The following is a 21,537-nucleotide window of genomic DNA, read 5'->3' on the forward strand; positions in this document are numbered from 1 at the left end:
CTATTTAACACCGAGACAGATGAAGTTTTAGGAGACGGACAAGTAGTAACAGGGGTTCGTGTTTTCAATAATAAAACCAATGAGAAGCAGGACATTCCAGCCACAGGATTTTTTGTAGCGATTGGTCATAAACCGAATACAGATATTTTTAAAGACTATTTAAAATTAGATGCAACGGGTTATATTGTGAATGAGCCAGGGACATCAAAAACGAATATAGAAGGTGTGTTTGTGTCAGGCGATGCTGCAGACCATGTTTATAGGCAAGCAGTAACAGCAGCAGGTACAGGTTGTATGGCCGCTTTAGATGCCGAACGTTATTTAGCCGCTAAAGATGCTACGTTTGAAGTTTCTACTTCTTTATACAAGGAGTAGCTATTTAAAAATAATGATAAGAATCAAAATTTAAATTTCGGCTTTTTTGTGCTTTGTAATTATTCAAAAAAGTGTTTTCTTTGACAACCTTTTTAATTCGGGATGTGGCGCAGTCCGGTTAGCGTACACGGCTGGGGGCCGTGTGGTCGCAGGTTCGAATCCTGTCATCCCGACGAATAAAGACCTTAATTAGTTTAAATTCAATTAGTTAAGGTTTTTTTTTGTTTTTAAAAATGTGCCATAAATGCGCCAATATCTTTTCTTAACTAAAAAGGGCTTTATTTACCCTTAAATATTCAATGGTATTTAATCATTGAAGATATGCTAAATTACGAATTATTTGATTGTTATTAATTATTGTATTTTCATCACACTTTAGTTAATAGAATCATGATATCAAAAACACTCCAAGCAACTATAAGAGAACTACCAAAAAACGAAGAACGACGTTTATTAAGGTGGTTGCAATCTGAATTAGAAAATGATGAACCTAAAGAAGAGGTTAGCCATAAACAAAAAAAGGCTTATTGAACATATCTCTAAGACTAGAAAGAAGAATTTGGTTTGGGTTATTTGAAACACTAATTTGGGATATTTGTAGAGTCTGTTAGTGTATCTTTTGGGTACATTTGTTAATGAGGTATTCTCGTTAACAAATTTTAATACTAAATGTTGAGACTAAAAACTAGTTTATTTTTTATTCCCTATATAGTCGTGAGTATTTTAAGTTCATGTAAGGACATAGGTTCAAGTCTTAGGAGAAGTTCAGATTATAACTTGACTTCAGAAATAACAAAAAAACAGCTTGATTCATTAAGTGCTGAAGTGAAATTGGCATTTACTAAACTTAGGCCACAATCTATTCAGCCTGCAGAAGGTTTTATTAAATATGATTATCTAATTCCTGCGGGGTTTTACAAACAGATGTGGGATTGGGATGGCTTTTTTATTGGAGCACATTTATCTAGTATTGGTAAGCCGCAATATCTTAAATATTGGGTGCTTAATTTTATTGCAGCAGCAGATGAAAATGGTTACGCTTCTGGTTGTGTAACAACAAAAGGACCAAGACCCTTATTTGGCAAATTTGCTATGAAGCCTTTTATTGGTCAAGGTGCTTACCTCGCTTCGAAAAAATTAAAGGATTATAATTGGATTACACCAGAAGTATATTCAAAAATAAAAAGTGTTATTTCATACCGAGAAGAAATAAGCTTTGATAAAAACTATGGACTTTTCTTTTGGGATGATGCCATGTCTAGTGGTGCAGATAATAATGTAGTCCTTACTAATGATAAAAATCAACCTGGGGCGTTTTTAGCAGTAGACTTGTCGGCATTTATGTATCGTGAGTATTTAGCAATGAAAAAAGTAGCAGAGAAACTTAACTTTACAGAGGATGCAAAATTATATCAGAATAAAGCCGAAAAATTAAAAACCAATATTACAAAACACTTATGGGACAAGGAAGCAAAAAGTTTTTGGAATGTGTTTAAATCTTCAGGAAGACAATACAAAAGAGTTAGCTATTCTAATTTCATAGCATTGCTTCATACCGATTTAGTTAGTCAAGAAAATGGGAGGGACATGATAGAACGTTATCTTCTTAACAAAGAGCACATGAAAGCTAAATATGGCTTGCGTACATTATCAAAACAAGATCCTGATTACAATAATGAAAATATCATTGTGCCATATTCAAATTGGCAAGGACCTGTATGGCCAGTTGCAAACTACATGTATTTTATAGCTTTAAAAAATTATGGCTTTGATGAGGAATGTAGAGAGTTAGCTTATACAATTGGAACACGAGTTCTTCAGGATATTGAAGAGTATGGCTCTATGCATGAAAATTATCATGCCGATACCGGAGCACCTTTAGCGCCTACAGCAGAGCAATCTAAAGATGGTGTTTTTACTGGATTTGTAGGTTGGAATCTGCTGGTGCAAAATATGCTAATGGGTGTGGCCGAAGGAGATTATTTATTACTTGAAATATAATTCCAATGTCCATAAAAAAAATCATCACTGTATTGCTCCTAAGTCTCATTTTCTTGCCGTCTTGTAAGCAAAACACCGACTTAAACTACACCATTTCTAAAACAGAAGCTTCAGAAGCATTAGAAATTGATACAGACAGTATTACCATAAATGGAGATTTAGGAAATTTTTCGGTAGATAAACAAATGTTTGTAGAAACTGAAGGCGTTAAATTAATTTCGTTTTCCTTTGTGGCGGAAGTCCCTTCTGAACTACAACCCGTATCTATCACATTTAAATTTCCGTCAATAGCCATTAATGGTTATTGGAATCCTAATATTAGTGTGGATAAGGTGAATTATTATAAATCTAGCGTGACGGCTAAAGCCTCTAGATATGCACCTGTTTTGTCATTTTATGACAACGATTTAAAAAACAGGATAACGATTGCTTTATCAGATGCGATTAATCAATCGGAAATTGTAAGTTATGTAAAGGAAGAAGATGTGCATTTTTATCCTGAAATAAAATTGTTTCATGAGAAAATGCCTAAAGCGAAAAGGTACAACATTACATTGAGGATAGATACTCGGCAAGTTCCCTATTATAAGTCTATAGATGATGTGTCAACCTGGTGGGCAAGCAACCCAGAATATAAACCGATGCATGTGCCAGATGCTGCAAAAAATCCCATGTATTCCACGTGGTATAGCTATCATCAAAACATTTCCATGGAAGAGATTGTGGATGAATGTAAATTGGCAAAACAATTAGGTTGTAGTGCTGTTATTGTTGATGATGGTTGGCAAACCAATGACAGTAGTAGGGGATATAGATATACTGGCGATTGGAATCCAGAACGCATTCCGAATATGAAAGAGTTTGTAGATGCCGTACATGATGAAGGCATGCAATTTATTTTGTGGTACTCGCTACCATTCATGGGAGAGAGAGCCAAAAATTATCCTAGGTTCAAAGGTAAATATCTACGTTATTGGGAATCACAAGGAACTTATGTTTTGGATCCGCGTTATCCAGAAACTAGGAAATATATAGTGAATACTTATATTGATGCTTTAAACCAATGGGGGGTGGATGGATTTAAACTGGATTTTCTTGGGTGGTTTACTGCAAATAAAGATACGGAGCTTACAAAAGAAAACGGACGCGATTTTGCAAGTATCAACAATGCGACAGATGCTTTGATGACCGAAATCACCAATAAATTAACAGCAATCAACCCTGATGTGCTGATTGAATTTAGGCAGCCCTATATTGGGCCTGTTATGCGCAAATATGGTAACATGTTTAGAGGTGTAGATGCCCCAAACAATGCCGTTGCTAATAAAATTGAAGTCACCAATTTAAGAATGCTAAGCCATAAAACAGCGGTTCATAGCGATATGTTTATTTGGAGAAAAGAGGAAACTGTAGAGCAGGCAGCATTGCAGATTCTCAATATCTTATATAGTGTACCTCAGTTGTCTGTTAAGTTGAAAGATATCCCTGAAACGCATGTAAAGATGATTAAGTTTTGGTTCAATTACTGGAATGAAAATAAAAAAGTGCTTCTAGATGGCGAATTTATACCCTCTAATCCAGGAGCAAATTACCCTTATATTTCAGCAAAGAATAATCATCAGCAAATTACAGCTTTGTATGAAAATACGGTTATTGAACTTAATAAAAATATAAATAGGTTGGATGTTGTAAATGCAAAGTCGTCAGAATTTGTTGCTTTAAAGCTAAAAGATGGTTTTAGCGGAACTATGAAAATATTAAATACGGTAGGTGAAGTGATCTTTGAAGATAGCATTTCTTTAAATAGTGGTATGCATGAACTTAAAATCCCTAGATCTGGTTTGGCTGTTTTAAAAAGAAATATAGAGTAACAATGTGTTTTAAAGATTTACTGTGTTTATAAATAGTTCTAAAATGAGCAATATATTATTGATTTAGTATAGGTTTAAAAAATCTTGGGTGGATAAAATTAGTTTAGTAAAGAATATTTATTGATTATCACTGTCTAGAATAATCTGACAATTATTTTTTGAACTAAATATCTACCATAAAGAGATATTTCTACTCTTAAAATTCAATGTGAAATTTAATCTTTGTTTCTAGGATTTAAATGCAAATTTAAGATCTACTTGAAAATTCAAGAAGGGTCTTCAATTTAAGAAAGAAGTTAAATAAAAAAAACCAAATTAATGTATCCAAAATCAAAGTTTGCCTTTTTGTTTCTTATTGTTATCTCTTTTTTTTCATGTGAACGGCAAAATGAAGTTGAGTTAAAAAGTCCTAATAGCAATTATGTGTTCCGTTTTAAAATTAATTCAGAATCTAATGGAAGCTATTCACTGACATATAACGGAGATGATGTTGTTAAACCTTCAAATTTAGGTTTTCAAATAGAAGGGGTTTCACAAGGGAAAGATATTAAAATTGAGAGTGTAGAAAACAAATCTGTTAACTCCTCTTGGAAACCTGTTTATGGAGAAAAAAATGAGTATCCAGACGTCTATGAAGAGGCTCTAATTTCTTTATCAGGAAAGGATGCTATTTTTAATTTAAGAGTAAGAGCTTATAATGAAGGTGTAGCTTTTAGATATGAGTTTCCAAATATGGACTCAAAAATTCAGATCAATAAAGAATTAACAGAGTTTTTACTAAATGAAGATGGGCATGCTTGGGTGTCAACAAGAGCTCAAAAGCCAATTGTTAAAACTCAAATATCAAAAATTGAAGGTGTGGTTGAAAGACCTCTTTTAGTTGAACTTTCTGACTCTTTGTTTGTTGCTATTGGAGAGGCTGCTTTAGTTGATTATGCTAGAATGAAGCTATCTCATGATTCAAAAAAGCCAGGAACATTGGTTTCTGAGCTAAGTAGTGGCGTAGTGATGGATACACCGTTTAATTCGCCATGGCGTTTTATCATGGCATCAAATACGCCAAGTGAAATATTAGAGAACAACTATTTGCTACTAAATCTGAATGAGGAAAATCAATTAGAAGATACGTCTTGGATCAGGCCTGGTAAAATAATTAGAGAAAGCACTTTAACCACAAAAGGAGGTTATGCTTGTGTAGATTTTGCAGCCAAACACAACTTGCAGTTTATTGAGTTTGATGCGGGCTGGTATGGTAATGAATATGATGAAACATCTGATGCAACCACTATAACTATAGACCCAAAACGATCTAACGGTCCATTAGATTTATTAGGCGTCATAGATTATGCAAAGAGTAAGAACATCGATGTGATTCTCTATGTAAATAGAAGAGCCTTAGAAAAACAATTGGATGATGTTCTGCCACTATTAAGTTCTTGGGGAGTTACAGGAGTAAAATATGGTTTTGTAAATGTGGGGCCACAAGAGTGGACAAGTTGGTTGCACGATGCCGTAAGAAAAGCAGCAGAGCATAAGTTAATGATTGATATTCATGACGAATATCGTCCAACGGGATATTCTAGAACCTACCCTAATTTAATGACTCAAGAAGGTATTAGAGGTGATGAGGAAGCTCCACAAAATTCCATGGTTTTAAATACGATTTTTACAAGAATGATTGCAGGGGCGGGAGATCAAACAAATTGCTATTTTGCTCCGCGCGTAACCGAAGAAATGGGATCGCATGTGTCACAATTGGCAAAAGCGGTTTGTATTTATAGTCCATGGCAATTTTTATATTGGTATGACAGGCCGGAAGGTTCTGATGCCGATGGGCCAGGTGCTGGGGGAACCAAAACGTTTATTCAAGAAGTGCCTGAATTAGCCTTTTATGATGCGTTACCAACCGTATGGGACGATACCAAGATTTTGGGTGGCTATCCTAGCGAATATGGTATCGTAGCAAGACAAAGTGGTAACGATTGGTTTGTAGGCGCTCTAACAGGTACTAAAGGCCGGAAATTTGAAATCGCTTTAGACTTTCTTGAGGAAGGTAAATCGTATGAAGCTACTATTTATTCTGATGATTTAAATAGCGATTCAATAACTAAAGTAAAGATTGATAAAAAGATAGTTAAGTCTACCGACACTATCAGATACAATGTTTTAAAACAAAATGGATTGGCTCTGCACATTCGTGCTATTTAGATTAAAGACTGTTAAAATATTAAAGGACAATTTTACATGAAAATATATGGTATAGTCTTAAGTAGTCTGTTACTAGTTGTATTTTCTTGTAATCACAGAAATAGAACTAAAAAGACCAGCGAGGTAGCTACAACGCTACCACTTAAGCCTAATATTGTGTTTATTCTGGCTGACGATTTGGGGTTTACCGATTTAGGCTTTACAGGAAGTGATTTATACCAAACACCAAATATAGACCAATTGGCTAAGGATGGTATGTATTTTCCTGTAGCGCACTCGTCGCATCCAACATGCCAACCTAGTAGGATTTCTTTAATGACAGGGAAAACACCTGGTCGGTTAAAAGCCATTAGTCATGGAAGTTTGGGTGGGGTAGAAGGACCTGGTATAGAAATTCCTGCTGAGGAGGTTACACTTGGCGAGGCACTTCAAAAAGGTGGTTATACAACAGCGCATATTGGAAAATGGCATATTGGGCAAGGTGATAATCAGCCTAAATACAGAGGATTTAATGTGGATATAGCAAGTAACGATTTTTGTTGCCCAGGTTCTTATTTTTACCCTTATAGCAGTGTATCCAAAAACCCTAACAAAGATAAGTTAGCGGCTATACCAGATTTAGAAGGTTACAACCAAGGTACGCATTTAACTGAAGCATTATCTAATGAAGCAGTCAAATTTATAAGTGCCCAGAAAAATAGTGATAAACCATTCTATTTGAATTTATGGTATTATGCGGTGCATACCCCAATTCAATCCGAAAAGGAAAAAATCAAAAAATATAAAGCGCTTATTACTCCCAATACAAGACATAATCATGCAGCTTACGCAGGACTTGTTGAACATTTGGATGATGGAGTAGGTCGCGTATTAAAGGCACTAGAGGAAAACGGTCTTTCTGAGAATACTGTTGTCATTTTTATGGGTGACAATGGTGGAGAATTAAGAAATGGTATTACAGATAATACACCATTAAGAGGAGGCAAAGGGATGTTTTATGAAGGAGGGACTCGTACACCAATGTTTGTTAAATGGCCAAATGTGGTAAAACCAGGTTCAGTATGTAATGAACGTGTGGTGGGTTGGGATATATATCCTACGGTCTTATCAATAGCAAATATTGAAGGAGATGCCAACCATAATAAAAATGTGGATGGAGAAGATTTAACCCCTTTATTAAACAACCCTAAAAATACCTTGGAGCCACGAGAATTTAACTGGCTAAAGTATGTTGCCATGGTGCATTACAACTCTAAGTTAACGGAGCGAAACTGGCCTGGAGGTAGCATTATAAAAGATGATTGGAAGCTTATTGAATATTTTGAAATGCCAGTGGCAAACGTAACCCACCATTTTAAATTATTTAATTTAAAAGAAGACCCTAGCGAAAAAAACAACTTGGTGGATAGCATGCCAAAGAAGGTCAATGCACTTAAAAAGGCTATGCAAAATTGGAGAAAAGAAATCGGCGCAGATGATTATAGCATGGAATCTTTTTATGGACATCTAAATTAATATTAAACCGTTCAAATATTCCTAAAACTTTCAAAAGCAATCAATAAATAATGATTTTGTTTAAAAAAAAACTTGATGTATGCGTAATCATGTTGCTGTTTATAGCAAGCTCCAGTTTTTCTGCAGACAAAAAGATATATGTATCAAATAAGTATAAAGAACATCAAGACGGTTCCTTAAACTTTCCTTTTTCAAGTATTAATCAAGCAACGGAAATAGCTTTTCCAGGTGACACTATTTTCGTTTTAGAAGGTGTTTACAGAGAGCGTGTTATTCCTATAAGAAGCGGAGAACCAGGCAAGCCCATTGTGTTTTTTGGAGAACCAGGTAAAAAAGTAGTTATAAAAGGTTCTGATATTTGGCAACCTCAATGGAATTATGAAGGTGAAGGTGTTTATTCGGCAGTGCCAGAAGAAAAATTATTCAACGATTTACCATCCGATTATCCCGATCACCATAATCCTTTCAAAGTAAATTTGTCATCAACGCCCTATCAACGCCAAGGTAAACGTGAGCTGGAACGTGGTTATGGTGGTGATTCAACTTTAGTTTATACCTGTGGCCAAGTTTTTGTAAACGGGAAGCAGTTTTTGGAAGTGCCGTTTAAAAAAGAATTGTCTCCTAATAGCTGGTACTATGAACCCGAAACCGAAAAAATTTATATTCATTTTGGGAATTTAAAACCCCAGAATCAAGAAGTGGAAATTTCTACAAGGCGAAGAATTTTTGCTCCTGTTAAAAGAAATTTGGGCTATATAACAGTTGAAGGCTTTTTAATGGAGCATTGTGGAAATCAGTATCCCACTAATTTTTGGATTAATGATGTATGGGCTCAAAAAGGAGCATTAGGGTTGCAGGCTGGTCATCAATGGGTTATAAAGCGCAATGTGATACGCCACGTAAAAACTTTTGCCATTGATGCGGGGCATGTAGATTTAAATGGTGATAAATACGAGGCGCATGATAATATTATAGAAGAAAATTACATTCTAGAAAATGGCTCTGCAGGTATTTTAAGCAATAGTTCTGAAAATATGATTATTAGAAATAATGTTTTGCTTCGCAACAATACCATGAAGTTTTGGGGTAGAAAACGATGGGAGCAGGCCGCTATAAAATGCCACCATGCCAAGAATGGTTACATTCATAATAACTACATATCTGATAATTATTTGACTTATGGCGTTTGGCTAGATAACCACTTTCCCGATTCTCGAGTTTCTAGGAATGTGATTGTAAACAATGGAAAATCTGGAATTTTTCTGGAAATGAGTGATTATGGTTTTGACCGTCTTTTTATCGACAATAATATTATTGTGGGGAATGCTCAAAATCCTATTTATTGTCACGATGCTTCCGGAGCGACTATTATGCATAATCTATTGGCCAATACGCCAACCCAAGAAACCTTTGGACAAGGTTATTTTGTGCGTCAAGTAAGACCTCGCACTAAAACATATCATCACAGTTTGTATAACAATATTTTGGCGGGGAGTCGGGCCGTACTCGATTTTAATTATCCGTCTCATAGAAGTGGAAAACAGCGTATAGATTTTAATGTATACGATGTGAATATGAACGACAAAGTATTTTGTATCAATAAAACATCTGATGACCCATCGCCTTGGAGCAATCAAGAATTTTATAAGCTCATTGAAAAGGAATTGGCCATTTATGATGATCTCGTGGCGTTTGAGGATAAAGGACACGTGGCATTAACCTTTAAGCAATGGCAAACGTTTTGGGAAAATCATGATTGTCCTAACGATAAAAATAGCAAAATTCATAAGGGTATCCAAGTCTCATACCTTCCTGAGCTTCAGGAACTCGTAGTGATAATGCCCATAGCGCCAAAAAAAATGAAATCAAAAGATCATGATTTTGTTGATGTTGATTTTTGGAATCAAGATATTCCTCAAAACGGCTATGCACTACCGGGACCATTTCAAAATCTGAAACAAGGGAAAAATCGATTTAAAGTATGGAAAGGCTTAAAAGTTCTAGGCGAAAATGAATTACCAGATTTTTCTAAGTTTCATATACTAAAAAGTAAAAAGGTTTGATTCAAAATATGAAAAACGTCATAATAGTCATATTATTTCTTCTATTCACTATAGTGGGTTTTTCTCAAAAAGAGATAGATACCATTGGAAAATACGATATATGGAATCTCCCGGAGCTGCCCATATATCCAGGTGCTTACGAACCTAACTGGGAATCTTTAAAAAAATATGAAGTACCAGAATGGTTCAGAGAAGCTAAACTAGGGATTTGGTCTCATTGGAATCCACAATCGGTTCCAGAGGCTGGAGGGTGGTACGCCCGCTGGATGTATATTGAAGGTGATAGGCGCTATGAACACGGTATTGAAAACTATGGGCATCCTTCAGAATTTGGCTATAAAGATATTTGTGTCATGTGGTCATGCAATCAATGGGATCCCGATGCCTTCTTGAAAATGGCTGTTGATGCTGGAGGGAAGTATTTTGTAGCCCTAGCAAATCATCATGATAATTATGATAGTTGGAATTCAATATACCAGCCATGGAATTCTGTAAATATAGGACCTAAAAAAGATGTCATTGCCATTTGGAAGGCGGCAACAGAAAAATATGGATTGCCTTTTGGGGTGTCCGTGCATGCATCGCCAGCCAGAACATGGGGGCAATTTATGCCAAATTATTTTGGAAGTGATAAAGAAGGCAAATATAAAGGTGTCCCTTATGATGCGGCCACTGTGACTTTTGAAGATGGCAGAGGAACAGCTTGGGAAGGTCTTGACCCAAAAGACCTGTATGGATTTCCACATGACAAGGAATTGGATGCGAATCAATCGCCATTTGCAAATCAGTTTATGTGGCGCGTAGACGATTTACTTAAGTACAACCCCGATTTGCTTTATTTTGATGAAAGTGTGGGCGTCAATGGTTGGGTGGATTTAGGCGTAAAAATGGGTTTTGGTCACCTTGCACCACAAATAGCAGCGAATTATTATAACAAAAGTATGGCCATGAACTCTGGCGAGCAAAAAGTTGTTTTAAATATGAAAGGGGTTGGTGGTAGAGCTAATAGTTTATATACCATTGAGGAAGCTGAGATTGTTGCCAATGCCTTGGTAAAAGATAGTGAGAAAAAGATTGAAGGGCAGATAGAACCTTATCCTTTCCAAACAGATGATGCTATTGGCCCTTGGTTTATTAATAAAGAAAGACTTAGTTACAAAGATGCCAAATGGGTGATTCATACATTGATAAATAATGTTAGCAAAAACGGAAATCTATTGTTGGCCATTCCGCAACGCGCCCAAGGCAACGTAGATCTCGAAGCGGTCGAAATTTGTAAAAATATAGGAGCATGGATGCGCGTAAATGGTGAAGGTATTTATGGGAGTCGTCCATTTGAAATTTTCAAAAGTAACGTCGGTAGCTACTATTTTACAAGAAGAGAAGGTTATATTTATATGTTCTGTTTAGACTGGCCTAAATCAAAAAAAATAGCAATTCCGGAGTTGAAAAAAGGAGGAGCTACCATTGGAAATGTTTTAGAAATAAACCTTTTAGGAAGTAAAGGCAAAATTGTTTTCAAACAAGATAATGAATCCCTAATAATAGAGATACCCAACAATGCACCAAATAAGATTGCTGCTGTATTCAAATTAAAGCAAGACAAAACATGGATAAACGATGATGATCCCGGAGTAGGTTATTTTGGATGGATTCATAAAGTAAACCGTGATAATGGAGAGTTTAATAATGATGTTCATGAATCTTATGAAATAGGTGAAAGATGTACCTTTTTGTTTGAAGGAATAGGGATCGATATTGTGGCCAATACATCACCAAATATGGGTGTTATAACCATTCTAATTGATAATGAATTACATGATACGGTAGATTTGAGTAAACTACAAAGTTGCGGAGTACAGCAAACTGTATTTTCTTCAAAAGAAATACCTTTTGGCAAACACAAAATAGACATTATAAATGCAACCAACAAATTGGTCGCCATAGACGCTTTAATAATCAAATAAAAACTATAGATAAAAATGAAAAGATGTTTTTCACTTTTTTTAATTACACTTTTACTTACCAATTGTGCTTATCCTCAAGATAATGAGTTAGCTAAACCCTCCTTAAAACAAATACGATTTGCAGACTGGGAAGTCGGAGCATTTATCCATTTTGGATTGAATGTATTTACGGGAATGGAACATGGGGATGGACAGTTTCCACCGTCAATGTTTAATCCAACAAATCTTGATGCAGAACAGTGGGTGTTAACAGCAAAAGACATGGGGGCGAAATACGCTTGCTTAACAGTTAGGCATGAAGGCGGTTTTTGTTTGTGGCCATCTAAAACGACTGATTATACTATTGCAAACAGTCCATACAAAAATGGAAAAGGAGATATTGCCAAGGAGTTTGTAGATGCTTGTAGAAAACATGGTATTGTGCCAGCATTTTATCATACAGCTGCTTTTGATGCGAACGCTACATTAGGAACATACGAGGGTGATTTGGAATTACCACTAGAATGGGGAGGCACATGGAGTACAGCAATGGGGGAGGCCCATAAAAAAGATCCAGAATTAAGAGAACGTTTAAAGAAAAAACAAGTAGAGCAAATGCGCGAATTGCTTACCAATTATGGGCCAATCGGTTTTATGTGGTCAGATCATTGGGATGCTAAGGACCCTAATGGTGTTTGGAGAGCTGTTACCGACTTAGCAGAAGAACTTCAACCAGAAATGGTGTTTATGGGGCCAGATTCTTGGGTGCCAGGTAATGAAACAGGCCATGTGGTATACCCTATGTGGAATCCTGTAAATACAGTAGATGGTACGAAATATTCACGGCCTGCGGCAAATGACAATGACGTTACTACTGAAAACAACTATGGCCTGTTGGAGGGAGAGGTGCGCACAGGCCATCCCTTGGGTAAGTTTTGGCGTGTTAGAGAATGTACTACCAACACAGGTTTTAATTATGGCGGATGGTTTTGGCATCCTGATTCTATTAAAAGAACAGCCCCCAAAAAGCACTGGGAACACCTAGATTTATATTATAGAACAGTAGGACTAGGTGCCAATGTGATTATTAATTTACCACCAGATAATAGAGGGTTGATTCCAGACGATATCGCAAAAGCTGCTAAGAAATTTGGGGATGAAATCCAAAAACGGTTCTCTAATCCAATAGCAGAATTAAATACGGTTAGTTCTGGAGATATTGTAGAATTGTCTTGGGAAAGCCCTCAAAAAATAAATACCATTGTAACGATGGAAAACATTGCCAACGGACAAAAAGTAGTAAGGTATACACTTGAAGCATTTGTGAACGGGAAATGGCAAAAATTAGAACCTAGAAATAGGGTCATGGGCTTTAAGCCTTACAATAATAACCCGGGATATGAAACCATAGGTCATAAAAAAATTGACAGGGTAAAACCAGTGGTAACAAACCGCATTCGCTTTAAATGCCTAGAGTCTGTTCTACAACCTGTAGAAATTAGAAGTTTTTCAGTTTATAATTGCGACCCAATAATAAGAGATTTCGATGCCAGTTACCCTTATATAAGTGGGGTTGAGACGATTTATGAGTCTGCACATGGTGGTGTTAGAAGAGATAAAAACTACAAAGGAGGCAAAATAGTTATCAATGGAAAGCATTTTGAACATGGTTTAATGGTGTGTCCTGTTGCAAAAGAAAAGAAAGGTGTTGTTGAATATGATTTAACAGCATATCCTAAAGCTAAAGGTTTAAAAGCTTCAATTGGTATTGAAGATATGATTGGTGACAAAGGTTCGGTAGTTTTTATAGTAGAGGGCTATAAAAATGGCGAATGGATAGAATTATTCAAAAGCAAAAAATTCACTGGAATAGATGATGCCGAAGATATCCATGTAGCATTCCCTTCAAAACTTGAGACACTTCGTTTAATTACAACAGATGGAGGGGATAATTCAAATTCCGACCATTCAATTTGGGCGAACGCAGTATTTACAGAATAGTTTATAGTTTAATTATGATAAGATATAGAATTTCAACAGTAGCGATCGTCTTGGCATTGATAAGTTTTGCTTGCAAACGAGAAGAAAAAAAGGATATTGAAGCGGAACTTCCAACATTGGCTAAACCCAGTAAAAAACAGATTGAGTTTGCCGATTGGGAAGTCGGTGCTTTTTTTCACTTTGGCTTAAATGTGTTTACAGGGCAAGAACATGGAGATGGTAAGGAATCGCCATCAAGATTTAATCCAACCGAGTTAGATGCAGAACAGTGGGTTCTAACGGCCAAATCAATGGGAGCTAAATATGGCTGTTTAACGGTAAGACATGAGGGTGGCTTTTGTTTATGGCCGTCTAAAACTACAGATTATACCATAGCCAATAGTCCTTATAAAGATGGTAAAGGAGATCTTGCTCAAGAATTTGTTGACGCCTGTAGAAAGCACGGATTAAAAATAGGGTTTTATCACACTGGGAGTCATGATGCACATGAGGGCTTAAGTTGGTACGATGGTTATATAGGTTGGGCTGATAATAGAGATTCTTTAATGACGGTAGCCTTTAGGAATAAAGAAAGGAAAGAGAAGTACAAGCAGGTACAATTAGATCAAATGCGAGAGCTTTTAACTAATTACGGCCCAATAGATTTTATGTGGTCAGACCATTGGGGTGCTCCCGGAAGTGAATTTATATGGAATCCCATGACGGATCTAGTGGCAGAACTTCAACCCAATATGGTTTTTATGGGACCAGAAACTTGGGTGCCAGGTAATGAATCGGGGCATGTGGTATATCCTATGTGGAATGCCGTAAATACCGTTGATGGTACTAAATATACACGTCCTGCACCAAATACAAACGATAGTATAGTTGCCAACGATTATGGACTCTTAGAAAACGAAGTAAGAACAGGGCATCCATTGGGAAAATATTGGCGTGTTAGAGAGTGTACAACACATTGGGCATTTCACAAAGGTGGGTGGTTTTGGCATCCAGATGTTACATTGCCATTCCCTTTATCCAAGCATGTAGATTTATATTACAGAACAGTAGGTTTAGGGGCTAATACCATAATAAACCTGCCGCCAGATAACAGAGGGTTGGTGCCTGATACAATAGCTGTAGCAGCCAAACGATTTGGGGACGAAATCAGAAAACGCTTTTCAAATCCCATAGCAGAGTTGAATGAGGTGCAAAAGAGCGATATCGTGGAGCTGGAATGGGTAGAACCAAAAGAAATCAATACGGTGGTTTTAATGGAAAATATAGTTAATGGACAACGAATAGCTAAATATAACTTGGAAGCTTTTGTTAATGGCAAATGGCAAGATTTAAAGCATGTTAACTATTTCCCGTCGGCTAAAAAGCCATATAATAAAACACCTGGTTATGAGACTATAGGTCATAAAAAAATTGACAGAGTAGAACCAGTAACAACGAATAAGATTAGGTTTAAATGTTTGAAATCTGTTTCTGGAACAGCCGAAATACGTCGAATACAGGTTTTTAATTGTGAACCCTATGATACATTAAAGTAACTACAAAATTTTCTAAATCTATATTTAAAATGAGTAATAAAAGGATGCTATTAGTTTTTGTTGATGTGGATTTTTGGAGTCAAAAAATCCCCCAAAATGGAAAAGCTTTACCTGGGCCATTTCAAAATTTAAAAAAGGAAAAGAGCATGTTTAAAGTTTGAAATGGGTTAAAAGTTTTGGAAGAAATGAGTTACCTGATTTTTCGAAATTCCATATATAATATCCAATAGATAAAAATTTTAATATAAAATGATAGACAAAAAAATAGCATTAGTATTTATTAGCGTAATTACAATTTCAACCTGCTTTTCTCAGAAGACAACTAAGAATATTGATTCTAAAATTGAAGAACTTATTTCGCAAATGACTTTAAAAGAAAAGGTACATCAATTAGCAACGCAATACCCAAACGCCAACATGCGGCTGGGAATCCCGAATATAAGTGCTAATGAGTGTTTGCACGGAATAAAAATGAATCATGCCACGGTATTTCCACAGGCTATAGCTATGGCAAGCACCTGGGATTTAGATTTAATAGAGCGTATGGGGCATACGGTGGCCAAAGAATCAAGAGCCTTCGGTATACACCAATGTTACACCCCCATGTTGGCTGTCGTTCGTGATATTCGTTGGGGGAGAACTGAAGAGAGCTACGGAGAAGACCCCTATCTGGTTGGAAAAATTGGTAGTTCCTACATTAAAGGCCTGCAGGGTATGGGCGATAAGCGCTTTGATAAAGACCATATTCTGGCCACTGCAAAGCATTTTGTAGCGGATGGAGAACCAATGGCTGGTGATAATGGTGCGGCTCATGACATATCAGATTATACTTTACATAACGTACATTTATATCCGTTTCGCTTAGCAATTGAAGAAGCTCAAGTAGGCGCTATAATGCCCGCACATCACTTGTTGAATGGCATTCCATGTCATGCCAATACCGAAATCCTTAATGATGTTTTACGAAATGACTGGGGTTGGGATGGACTCATAGTGTCAGATAATGGAGATTTAAGATCCCTAAAGCGCGTGTTTAATCATGTGCCAGATTGGAATCATGCCGCAAATGTTGGGCTTGAGGTTGGGATTCATCAAGAGTTGGCGTTGTTTCAAGGTTGGAACGAACAACGCATGTATGGGGATAATTTAATAGAGGCGGTTGAAAAGGACGTCGTTTCTGAAGATTTGTTAAATAATGCCGTAGCGCATGTGCTAAAGACAAAGTTTGAACTAGGACTTTTTGACGCCGACGTGACTTTAGACGATCGTTTTGATGTTATAAAATATCCTGATAATGGAGAGCCAGAAAAAGTATCTCAGCACGATGCTGAAATGTTCAAAAAAGCTCTATATGTTGGGCTTGCAAAAGAGAACTGGAAAGACATAGTTGATAATCAGGAACATAATGATCTTGCACTAGAAGTGGCACACAAAGGGATTGTGCTTTTAAAAAATGAAGATAATCTGTTGCCTTTATCAAAAGAAAAGAGTAAGAAAATTGCGGTGGTAGGACCTAACGGAAGTGCTATGCGTTTGGGTGGTTATTCGCCAGATATTCCTAAATACTACATTTCAATTGTAGATGGTATAAAATCGTATGTAGGTAACAATGCCGAAGTAGCTTTCGCAGAAGGTTGTGATTTTACGCCTTCTATAGAAAATATCCCGGAGGCGGTCGCTTTGGCTGAAAAGTCAGATATTACAATTGTTGCCATTGGTGGATCGGAAGAAACCTGTCGGGAAAATCAAGATCGCGATGAATTAGGTCTTCCAGGACCGCAACAAAAATTGGTAGAAGCCATTCATGCTACTGGCAAACCCTATATTGTTGTATTATTAAATGGCCGTCCGCTTTCTATTGAATGGATAGCTGAAAACTCCAAAGCGATTGTAGAAGGTTGGTATTTGGGTCAGGAAACAGGAAAAGCCATTGCCAATGTACTTTTTGGTGAAGTTAACCCAAGTGGTAAATTGCCAATTTCATTTCCACGGAATGTAGGTCAGGTACCCTTGTTTTATAATAAATTACAAACAGGACGTCCAAGAGATATCTACAATTCTAATCCAGAACCCTTATTTCATTTTGGGTATGGGTTAAGTTATACCACGTTTGATTTTGATGAACCAAAACTTTCTAAAAACACCATAAAGGTAGGAGAAACCGCAACCGTTTCTACCATGGTTAAGAATATAGGTAATTATAAAGGAGAGGAAGTGGTGCAGCTTTACATTCACGATAAAATTTCTAAAAGAGCAAGGCCGCTTAAGGAGTTGAAAGGGTTTAAACGGGTTGCATTAAATCCAGGTGAATCAAAGGAAGTCAGTATCGAAATAGGAACCCAACAGTTAGAATATTGGAATGATGGCGATTGGAAAATAGAGCCTGGCGCCTTTGAGATTATGATTGGCAACAATTCTGAAAACTTAAAAAAGTGCACCTTAATAGTCGAAGAATAATACGATTCCACTTGTGAAAATAATGTTTTCAAGACATTCATATTTAAAAAGAATATTTCTTGCCTATCTGGCTTTGGGAGCATTTTTCTTATTATTTGGTGCAAGAGATATTGAAGCACAAGAAAAGGAGTTCTTGCCAAACTTTGAATCATTAAAACAATATGAATGTCCTGAATGGTTTCGAGACGCTAAGTTTGGAATTTTTCTACATTGGGGATTAAATAGTGTTCCAGGTTACAATGGGCATTACGGGCGTTATATGTATTGGCAGGAAAAGCCAGAGGTTGTGGAAGGGACAGGCTGGAATGAGGGGGGAGCTGATGTTTACCAACATCATCTGAATACATACGGACACCCCACAGAATTTGGTTATAAAGATTTTATTCCGCTTTGGAGAGCTGAAAAATTTGATGCTGAAGAGCTAGCAGCTTTCTTCAAAAAAATAGGTGCAAAATATATTGTGCCTATGGCAGTTCATCATGACAATTTTGATAATTGGAATTCCAAACATCATAGGTGGAATGCGGTTAATATGGGGCCAAAGCGAGATATTATTGGAGAATGGCAAAAAGCCTGTAAAGATCATGAGCTTAAGTTTGGAGTGTCGTCACATTTTAATGGTGGGCATGAAAATATTTTTTTTCAAGGTAAAGCTGATACTAGTGGGCCTAAAAAAGGATGGCCTTATGATACAGTAGATTCAGAATTTCAGGATTTTTACCATAAGCGTACATCCGATAGGAAGAAAATTGCCCCAGAGTTTGGTGAGCAATTTTTATTAAGGCACCTAGATCTTATTGATAGTTATAATCCAGACTTGCTCTATTTTGATGGTGGATTGCCCTATGGGGAAAACGGACTTAAAGTGGCAGCTCATTTTTATAATACCAACTTGAAAAATTCTGGAGGTGAAACAAATGGCGTCCTTAATCTAAAAAGAGATTTCCCTGAAAGAACAGCAACATTAGATATTGAAAAAGGGCAGGCAGATAAATTACGGGAATTGCCATGGCAAACAGATACGACGATCAATGAAGGTTGGTTTTATTTAGGGGATGAGAAGTCATCAAAATATACAAAACATAAAAAACCTTTGTATCAAGAAGATGGCAGATTAGCACATCCAGGATTACGTATGACAGCAGGTTTGGTTATAGATAATCTGGTGGATATTGTAAGCAAAAATGGAAATTTGTTGTTAAATGTTGGGCAACGTTCTGATGGCAGTATCGACGAAGTATTTATAAATGAACTAGAAAAAGTAGGGAATTGGTTGAGCTTAAATGGAGAAGCCATCTACGGAACAAGACCTTGGATTACTTACGGCGAAGGGCCAACTAAAATAGAAACAGGTTTCGATACCGAACCTCTAAAAGAATGGAGCAGTGAGGATATTCGTTTCACCACAAAAGATAATACTTTGTATGCTATAGCTTTGGATTGGCCCATTGAAAAAACAACAACAATTAAGTCCTTGTCGAGTAATCAGTCACGCTTGAAAGAAATCAATTCGGTGGAATTGATAGGCTTTAAAAGGAAATTGAAATGGAAAAGAAATACAGAAGGACTTGTTATTTCTTTACCAAAGAAAAAAATTGGCAATTATGCCTTTGTATTTAAAATTGAAACAAAAGATGAAGTCGATTAAAATTATAATATTGGTTTTATGTATGTACTCCTGCTCGATAAAAAAGCAAGAGGTAACCGTAAAATCTCCTAAAGGACATATTGAAGCAAAATTCCAGCTTCTTAATGGTAAACCTACAGTAGCGTTGTTTAAAAATAACGTTCAAATATTAATGCCTTCCTCATTAGGGCTTAAATTAAAAGAAGTACAAGAAACTATTTTTTCAATAGACAGTGTTGTATCTAAAGCTTCGAATACAACATGGGAACCTGTTTGGGACAAACATTCCAAAATAGTTGATGATTATAAAGAAACAACCTATTGGTTGAAAGGTGGTAATGGATTTGTTTTAGGGGTGGTTTTAAGAATTTATAACGATGCATTGGCCATACGTTACGAAATTCCGGAGCAAGAAGGTTTTAAAACATTTACCATTGCAGAAGATTTAACATCTTTTGTATTCACCCAAGACCATACCTTTTGGTCTGCCAATGGAGAACGCCACAACTTAGGACCTTTACCATTGAGTGAGTACCCTAAAAAAACCAAGTATACTCCAACAGTATTACAATTGGAAAATAATAGTTATGCTTCCATATTAGAGGCCGCAATTTATAATTTTGCCAATTTTAATTTAGCAAAGGGTAACGAGGATTTTAGCTTAAAGTGCGTTATGAATGCATCTGTTGGGTCAACGCCTGCCAAAACATCGTGGCGTGTGGTTTTATTGGGGGATAAACCTGGCGATTTGGTAGAATCGAATACGTTGGTAAATCTTAATCCGCCATGTGCCATCGAAGATCCATCATGGATAAAACCGGGGAAAGCCGTTTGGGATTGGAGAGTTTGGGGGTATAAAACAAAAGATGGCTACACATACGATTTAGATACCAAATCCCACAAACGTCTTATCGATTTTGCTGCAGAAAATAATATCAAATATTTACTAATGGATGCCGATTGGTACGGACCGGAATTCTCGCCCGATGCTGATCCAACTTCAGCAAATAGTAAAATCAATATTGAAGAAAACATGGCCTATGCCAAAAACAAAGGCGTGGGCATTATTCTGTATCTAAACGATGTAGGTGCTAAAAAATTTGGTCTGGAACGTATCTTAAAACAGTTTAGCGATTGGGGAGCTTCAGGAATCAAGTATGGATTTATGACCACCAAAGAACAAAAAAAGGTTATTTACACCAGAAAAGTAGTAGAGCTGTGTGCCAAATATAAGTTAACAGTAAACTTCCATGATGGTCCATTGCCTCCAAGTGGCGATCGAAGAACATGGCCCAATTTGGTTACCCGAGAATACGGACACTCACAAGCAGACGCCAAACGGTCATACTATCCAGAAACGGTAGTTAATCAGGTGTTTATTAATATGATAACAGGGCCATTGGACATGTGCAATGGTTGGTTTGGTTTCGAGGAAGCCGAATCTCGAGTTAGAGTGTTTGAAAAAATACCGGGAACCGTAGCAGCGGAAGTTGCAAAACTGGCCGTTCTTTTTAGTGGGATTCATGTGATACCAGACTCCCCAGAAGAGTATAATAAAAAATCAGATTTGTTTGAATTTGTGAAAACCTTACCAGATAGTTTTGATGAATTAAAGATCATTAATGGTACAATAGATGAATTCGTTACTGTAGGGAGAAGAAAAGGGGACGATTGGTATATTGGTTCCTTAACCAATAGGGATTCAAGAGTTATAAGCATTGATTTGTCCTTTCTCAAAGAAGGAGAAACATATAAAGCAACACTGTTTGAAGATGCTCCAAATAGTCATTTTTTAAATAATCAAGAAACTTATATAATAACCCGAAAAACTGTAGCTAAAGGAGATGTTTTAAATGTAAAACTAGCGCCAGGCGGTGGACATGCGATTCGGTTAATTAAAGAATAAAACCATTATAAACTACAAAAAAGTCAACACTA

General features: G+C 36.6%; 13 protein-coding genes and 1 tRNA gene. All 14 read left to right on the top strand.

Annotation, left to right across the window (positions count from 1 at the left end; genetic code table 11):
* Positions 1 to 375, top strand: a 375-nt coding sequence (locus FGF67_RS15875; protein ID WP_158293237.1) for an NAD(P)/FAD-dependent oxidoreductase, incomplete at its 5' end; no start/stop codon positions are given.
* A gap of 98 nt (positions 376 to 473) precedes the next feature.
* Positions 474 to 548: transfer RNA gene (locus tag FGF67_RS15880), tRNA-Pro, on the top strand.
* Between the two features lie 217 nt (positions 549 to 765).
* A complete protein-coding gene (locus FGF67_RS17290) occupies positions 766 to 906 on the top strand; it encodes a hypothetical protein (RefSeq protein ID WP_158293238.1) in 141 nt (46 codons plus the stop codon).
* Between the two features lie 138 nt (positions 907 to 1,044).
* Complete coding sequence (locus tag FGF67_RS15885; RefSeq protein WP_139698748.1) at positions 1,045 to 2,376, top strand: MGH1-like glycoside hydrolase domain-containing protein; 1,332 nt, start codon at positions 1,045 to 1,047, stop codon at positions 2,374 to 2,376.
* A gap of 5 nt (positions 2,377 to 2,381) precedes the next feature.
* Positions 2,382 to 4,247: a glycoside hydrolase family 36 protein gene (locus tag FGF67_RS15890; RefSeq protein ID WP_139698749.1), complete on the top strand. Its 1,866-nt coding sequence runs from the start codon at positions 2,382 to 2,384 to the stop codon at positions 4,245 to 4,247.
* A 318-nt stretch (positions 4,248 to 4,565) separates the two neighbouring features.
* Positions 4,566 to 6,455 carry a glycoside hydrolase family 97 protein gene (locus FGF67_RS15895; protein WP_139698750.1) on the top strand — a complete coding sequence of 630 codons (1,890 nt, stop codon included), beginning with the start codon at positions 4,566 to 4,568 and terminating at the stop codon, positions 6,453 to 6,455.
* 36 nt (positions 6,456 to 6,491) lie between these two features.
* The gene (locus FGF67_RS15900) at positions 6,492 to 7,970 is read left to right on the top strand and encodes a sulfatase (RefSeq protein ID WP_139698751.1); all 1,479 of its coding nucleotides are present in this window, start codon (positions 6,492 to 6,494) and stop codon (positions 7,968 to 7,970) included.
* A gap of 50 nt (positions 7,971 to 8,020) precedes the next feature.
* The gene (locus FGF67_RS15905) at positions 8,021 to 10,033 is read left to right on the top strand and encodes a right-handed parallel beta-helix repeat-containing protein (RefSeq protein ID WP_139698752.1); all 2,013 of its coding nucleotides are present in this window, start codon (positions 8,021 to 8,023) and stop codon (positions 10,031 to 10,033) included.
* An 8-nt stretch (positions 10,034 to 10,041) separates the two neighbouring features.
* Entirely contained in the window at positions 10,042 to 12,000 is a 1,959-nt protein-coding gene (locus FGF67_RS15910) for an alpha-L-fucosidase (protein ID WP_139698753.1), read from the top strand.
* A 15-nt stretch (positions 12,001 to 12,015) separates the two neighbouring features.
* On the top strand, positions 12,016 to 13,980 hold the full coding sequence (locus tag FGF67_RS15915; RefSeq protein ID WP_139698754.1) for an alpha-L-fucosidase: 1,965 nt from the start codon (positions 12,016 to 12,018) through the stop codon (positions 13,978 to 13,980).
* 14 nt (positions 13,981 to 13,994) lie between these two features.
* Positions 13,995 to 15,515 (top strand): alpha-L-fucosidase, encoded by a 1,521-nt coding sequence (locus FGF67_RS15920; RefSeq protein WP_139698755.1) that lies wholly within the window; start codon positions 13,995 to 13,997, stop codon positions 15,513 to 15,515.
* Between the two features lie 249 nt (positions 15,516 to 15,764).
* Positions 15,765 to 17,972 (top strand): glycoside hydrolase family 3 C-terminal domain-containing protein, encoded by a 2,208-nt coding sequence (locus tag FGF67_RS15925; protein WP_139698756.1) that lies wholly within the window; start codon positions 15,765 to 15,767, stop codon positions 17,970 to 17,972.
* Positions 17,973 to 17,994: 22 nt separating this feature from the next.
* A complete protein-coding gene (locus FGF67_RS15930) occupies positions 17,995 to 19,620 on the top strand; it encodes an alpha-L-fucosidase (RefSeq protein WP_139698757.1) in 1,626 nt (541 codons plus the stop codon).
* Positions 19,607 to 21,505 carry a glycoside hydrolase family 97 protein gene (locus tag FGF67_RS15935; protein ID WP_158293239.1) on the top strand — a complete coding sequence of 633 codons (1,899 nt, stop codon included), beginning with the start codon at positions 19,607 to 19,609 and terminating at the stop codon, positions 21,503 to 21,505. The genes FGF67_RS15930 and FGF67_RS15935 overlap by 14 nt, the downstream gene beginning before the upstream one ends.
* Positions 21,506 to 21,537 lie beyond the last annotated feature (32 nt).

Source organism: Allotamlana fucoidanivorans (assembly GCF_006265225.1).
In the GTDB taxonomy this organism is placed as follows: domain Bacteria; phylum Bacteroidota; class Bacteroidia; order Flavobacteriales; family Flavobacteriaceae; genus Allotamlana; species Allotamlana fucoidanivorans.

What these genes read in the sequence shown, in the direction of transcription:
- FGF67_RS17290 (WP_158293238.1), top strand. Translation starts at nt 766, where the DNA reads ATGATATCAAAAACACTCCAAGCAACTATAAGAGAACTACCAAAAAAC.
- FGF67_RS15885 (WP_139698748.1), top strand. Translation starts at nt 1,045, where the DNA reads ATGTTGAGACTAAAAACTAGTTTATTTTTTATTCCCTATATAGTCGTG.
- FGF67_RS15890 (WP_139698749.1), top strand. Translation starts at nt 2,382, where the DNA reads ATGTCCATAAAAAAAATCATCACTGTATTGCTCCTAAGTCTCATTTTC.
- FGF67_RS15895 (WP_139698750.1), top strand. Translation starts at nt 4,566, where the DNA reads ATGTATCCAAAATCAAAGTTTGCCTTTTTGTTTCTTATTGTTATCTCT.
- FGF67_RS15900 (WP_139698751.1), top strand. Translation starts at nt 6,492, where the DNA reads ATGAAAATATATGGTATAGTCTTAAGTAGTCTGTTACTAGTTGTATTT.
- FGF67_RS15905 (WP_139698752.1), top strand. Translation starts at nt 8,021, where the DNA reads ATGATTTTGTTTAAAAAAAAACTTGATGTATGCGTAATCATGTTGCTG.
- FGF67_RS15910 (WP_139698753.1), top strand. Translation starts at nt 10,042, where the DNA reads ATGAAAAACGTCATAATAGTCATATTATTTCTTCTATTCACTATAGTG.
- FGF67_RS15915 (WP_139698754.1), top strand. Translation starts at nt 12,016, where the DNA reads ATGAAAAGATGTTTTTCACTTTTTTTAATTACACTTTTACTTACCAAT.
- FGF67_RS15920 (WP_139698755.1), top strand. Translation starts at nt 13,995, where the DNA reads ATGATAAGATATAGAATTTCAACAGTAGCGATCGTCTTGGCATTGATA.
- FGF67_RS15925 (WP_139698756.1), top strand. Translation starts at nt 15,765, where the DNA reads ATGATAGACAAAAAAATAGCATTAGTATTTATTAGCGTAATTACAATT.
- FGF67_RS15930 (WP_139698757.1), top strand. Translation starts at nt 17,995, where the DNA reads ATGTTTTCAAGACATTCATATTTAAAAAGAATATTTCTTGCCTATCTG.
- FGF67_RS15935 (WP_158293239.1), top strand. Translation starts at nt 19,607, where the DNA reads ATGAAGTCGATTAAAATTATAATATTGGTTTTATGTATGTACTCCTGC.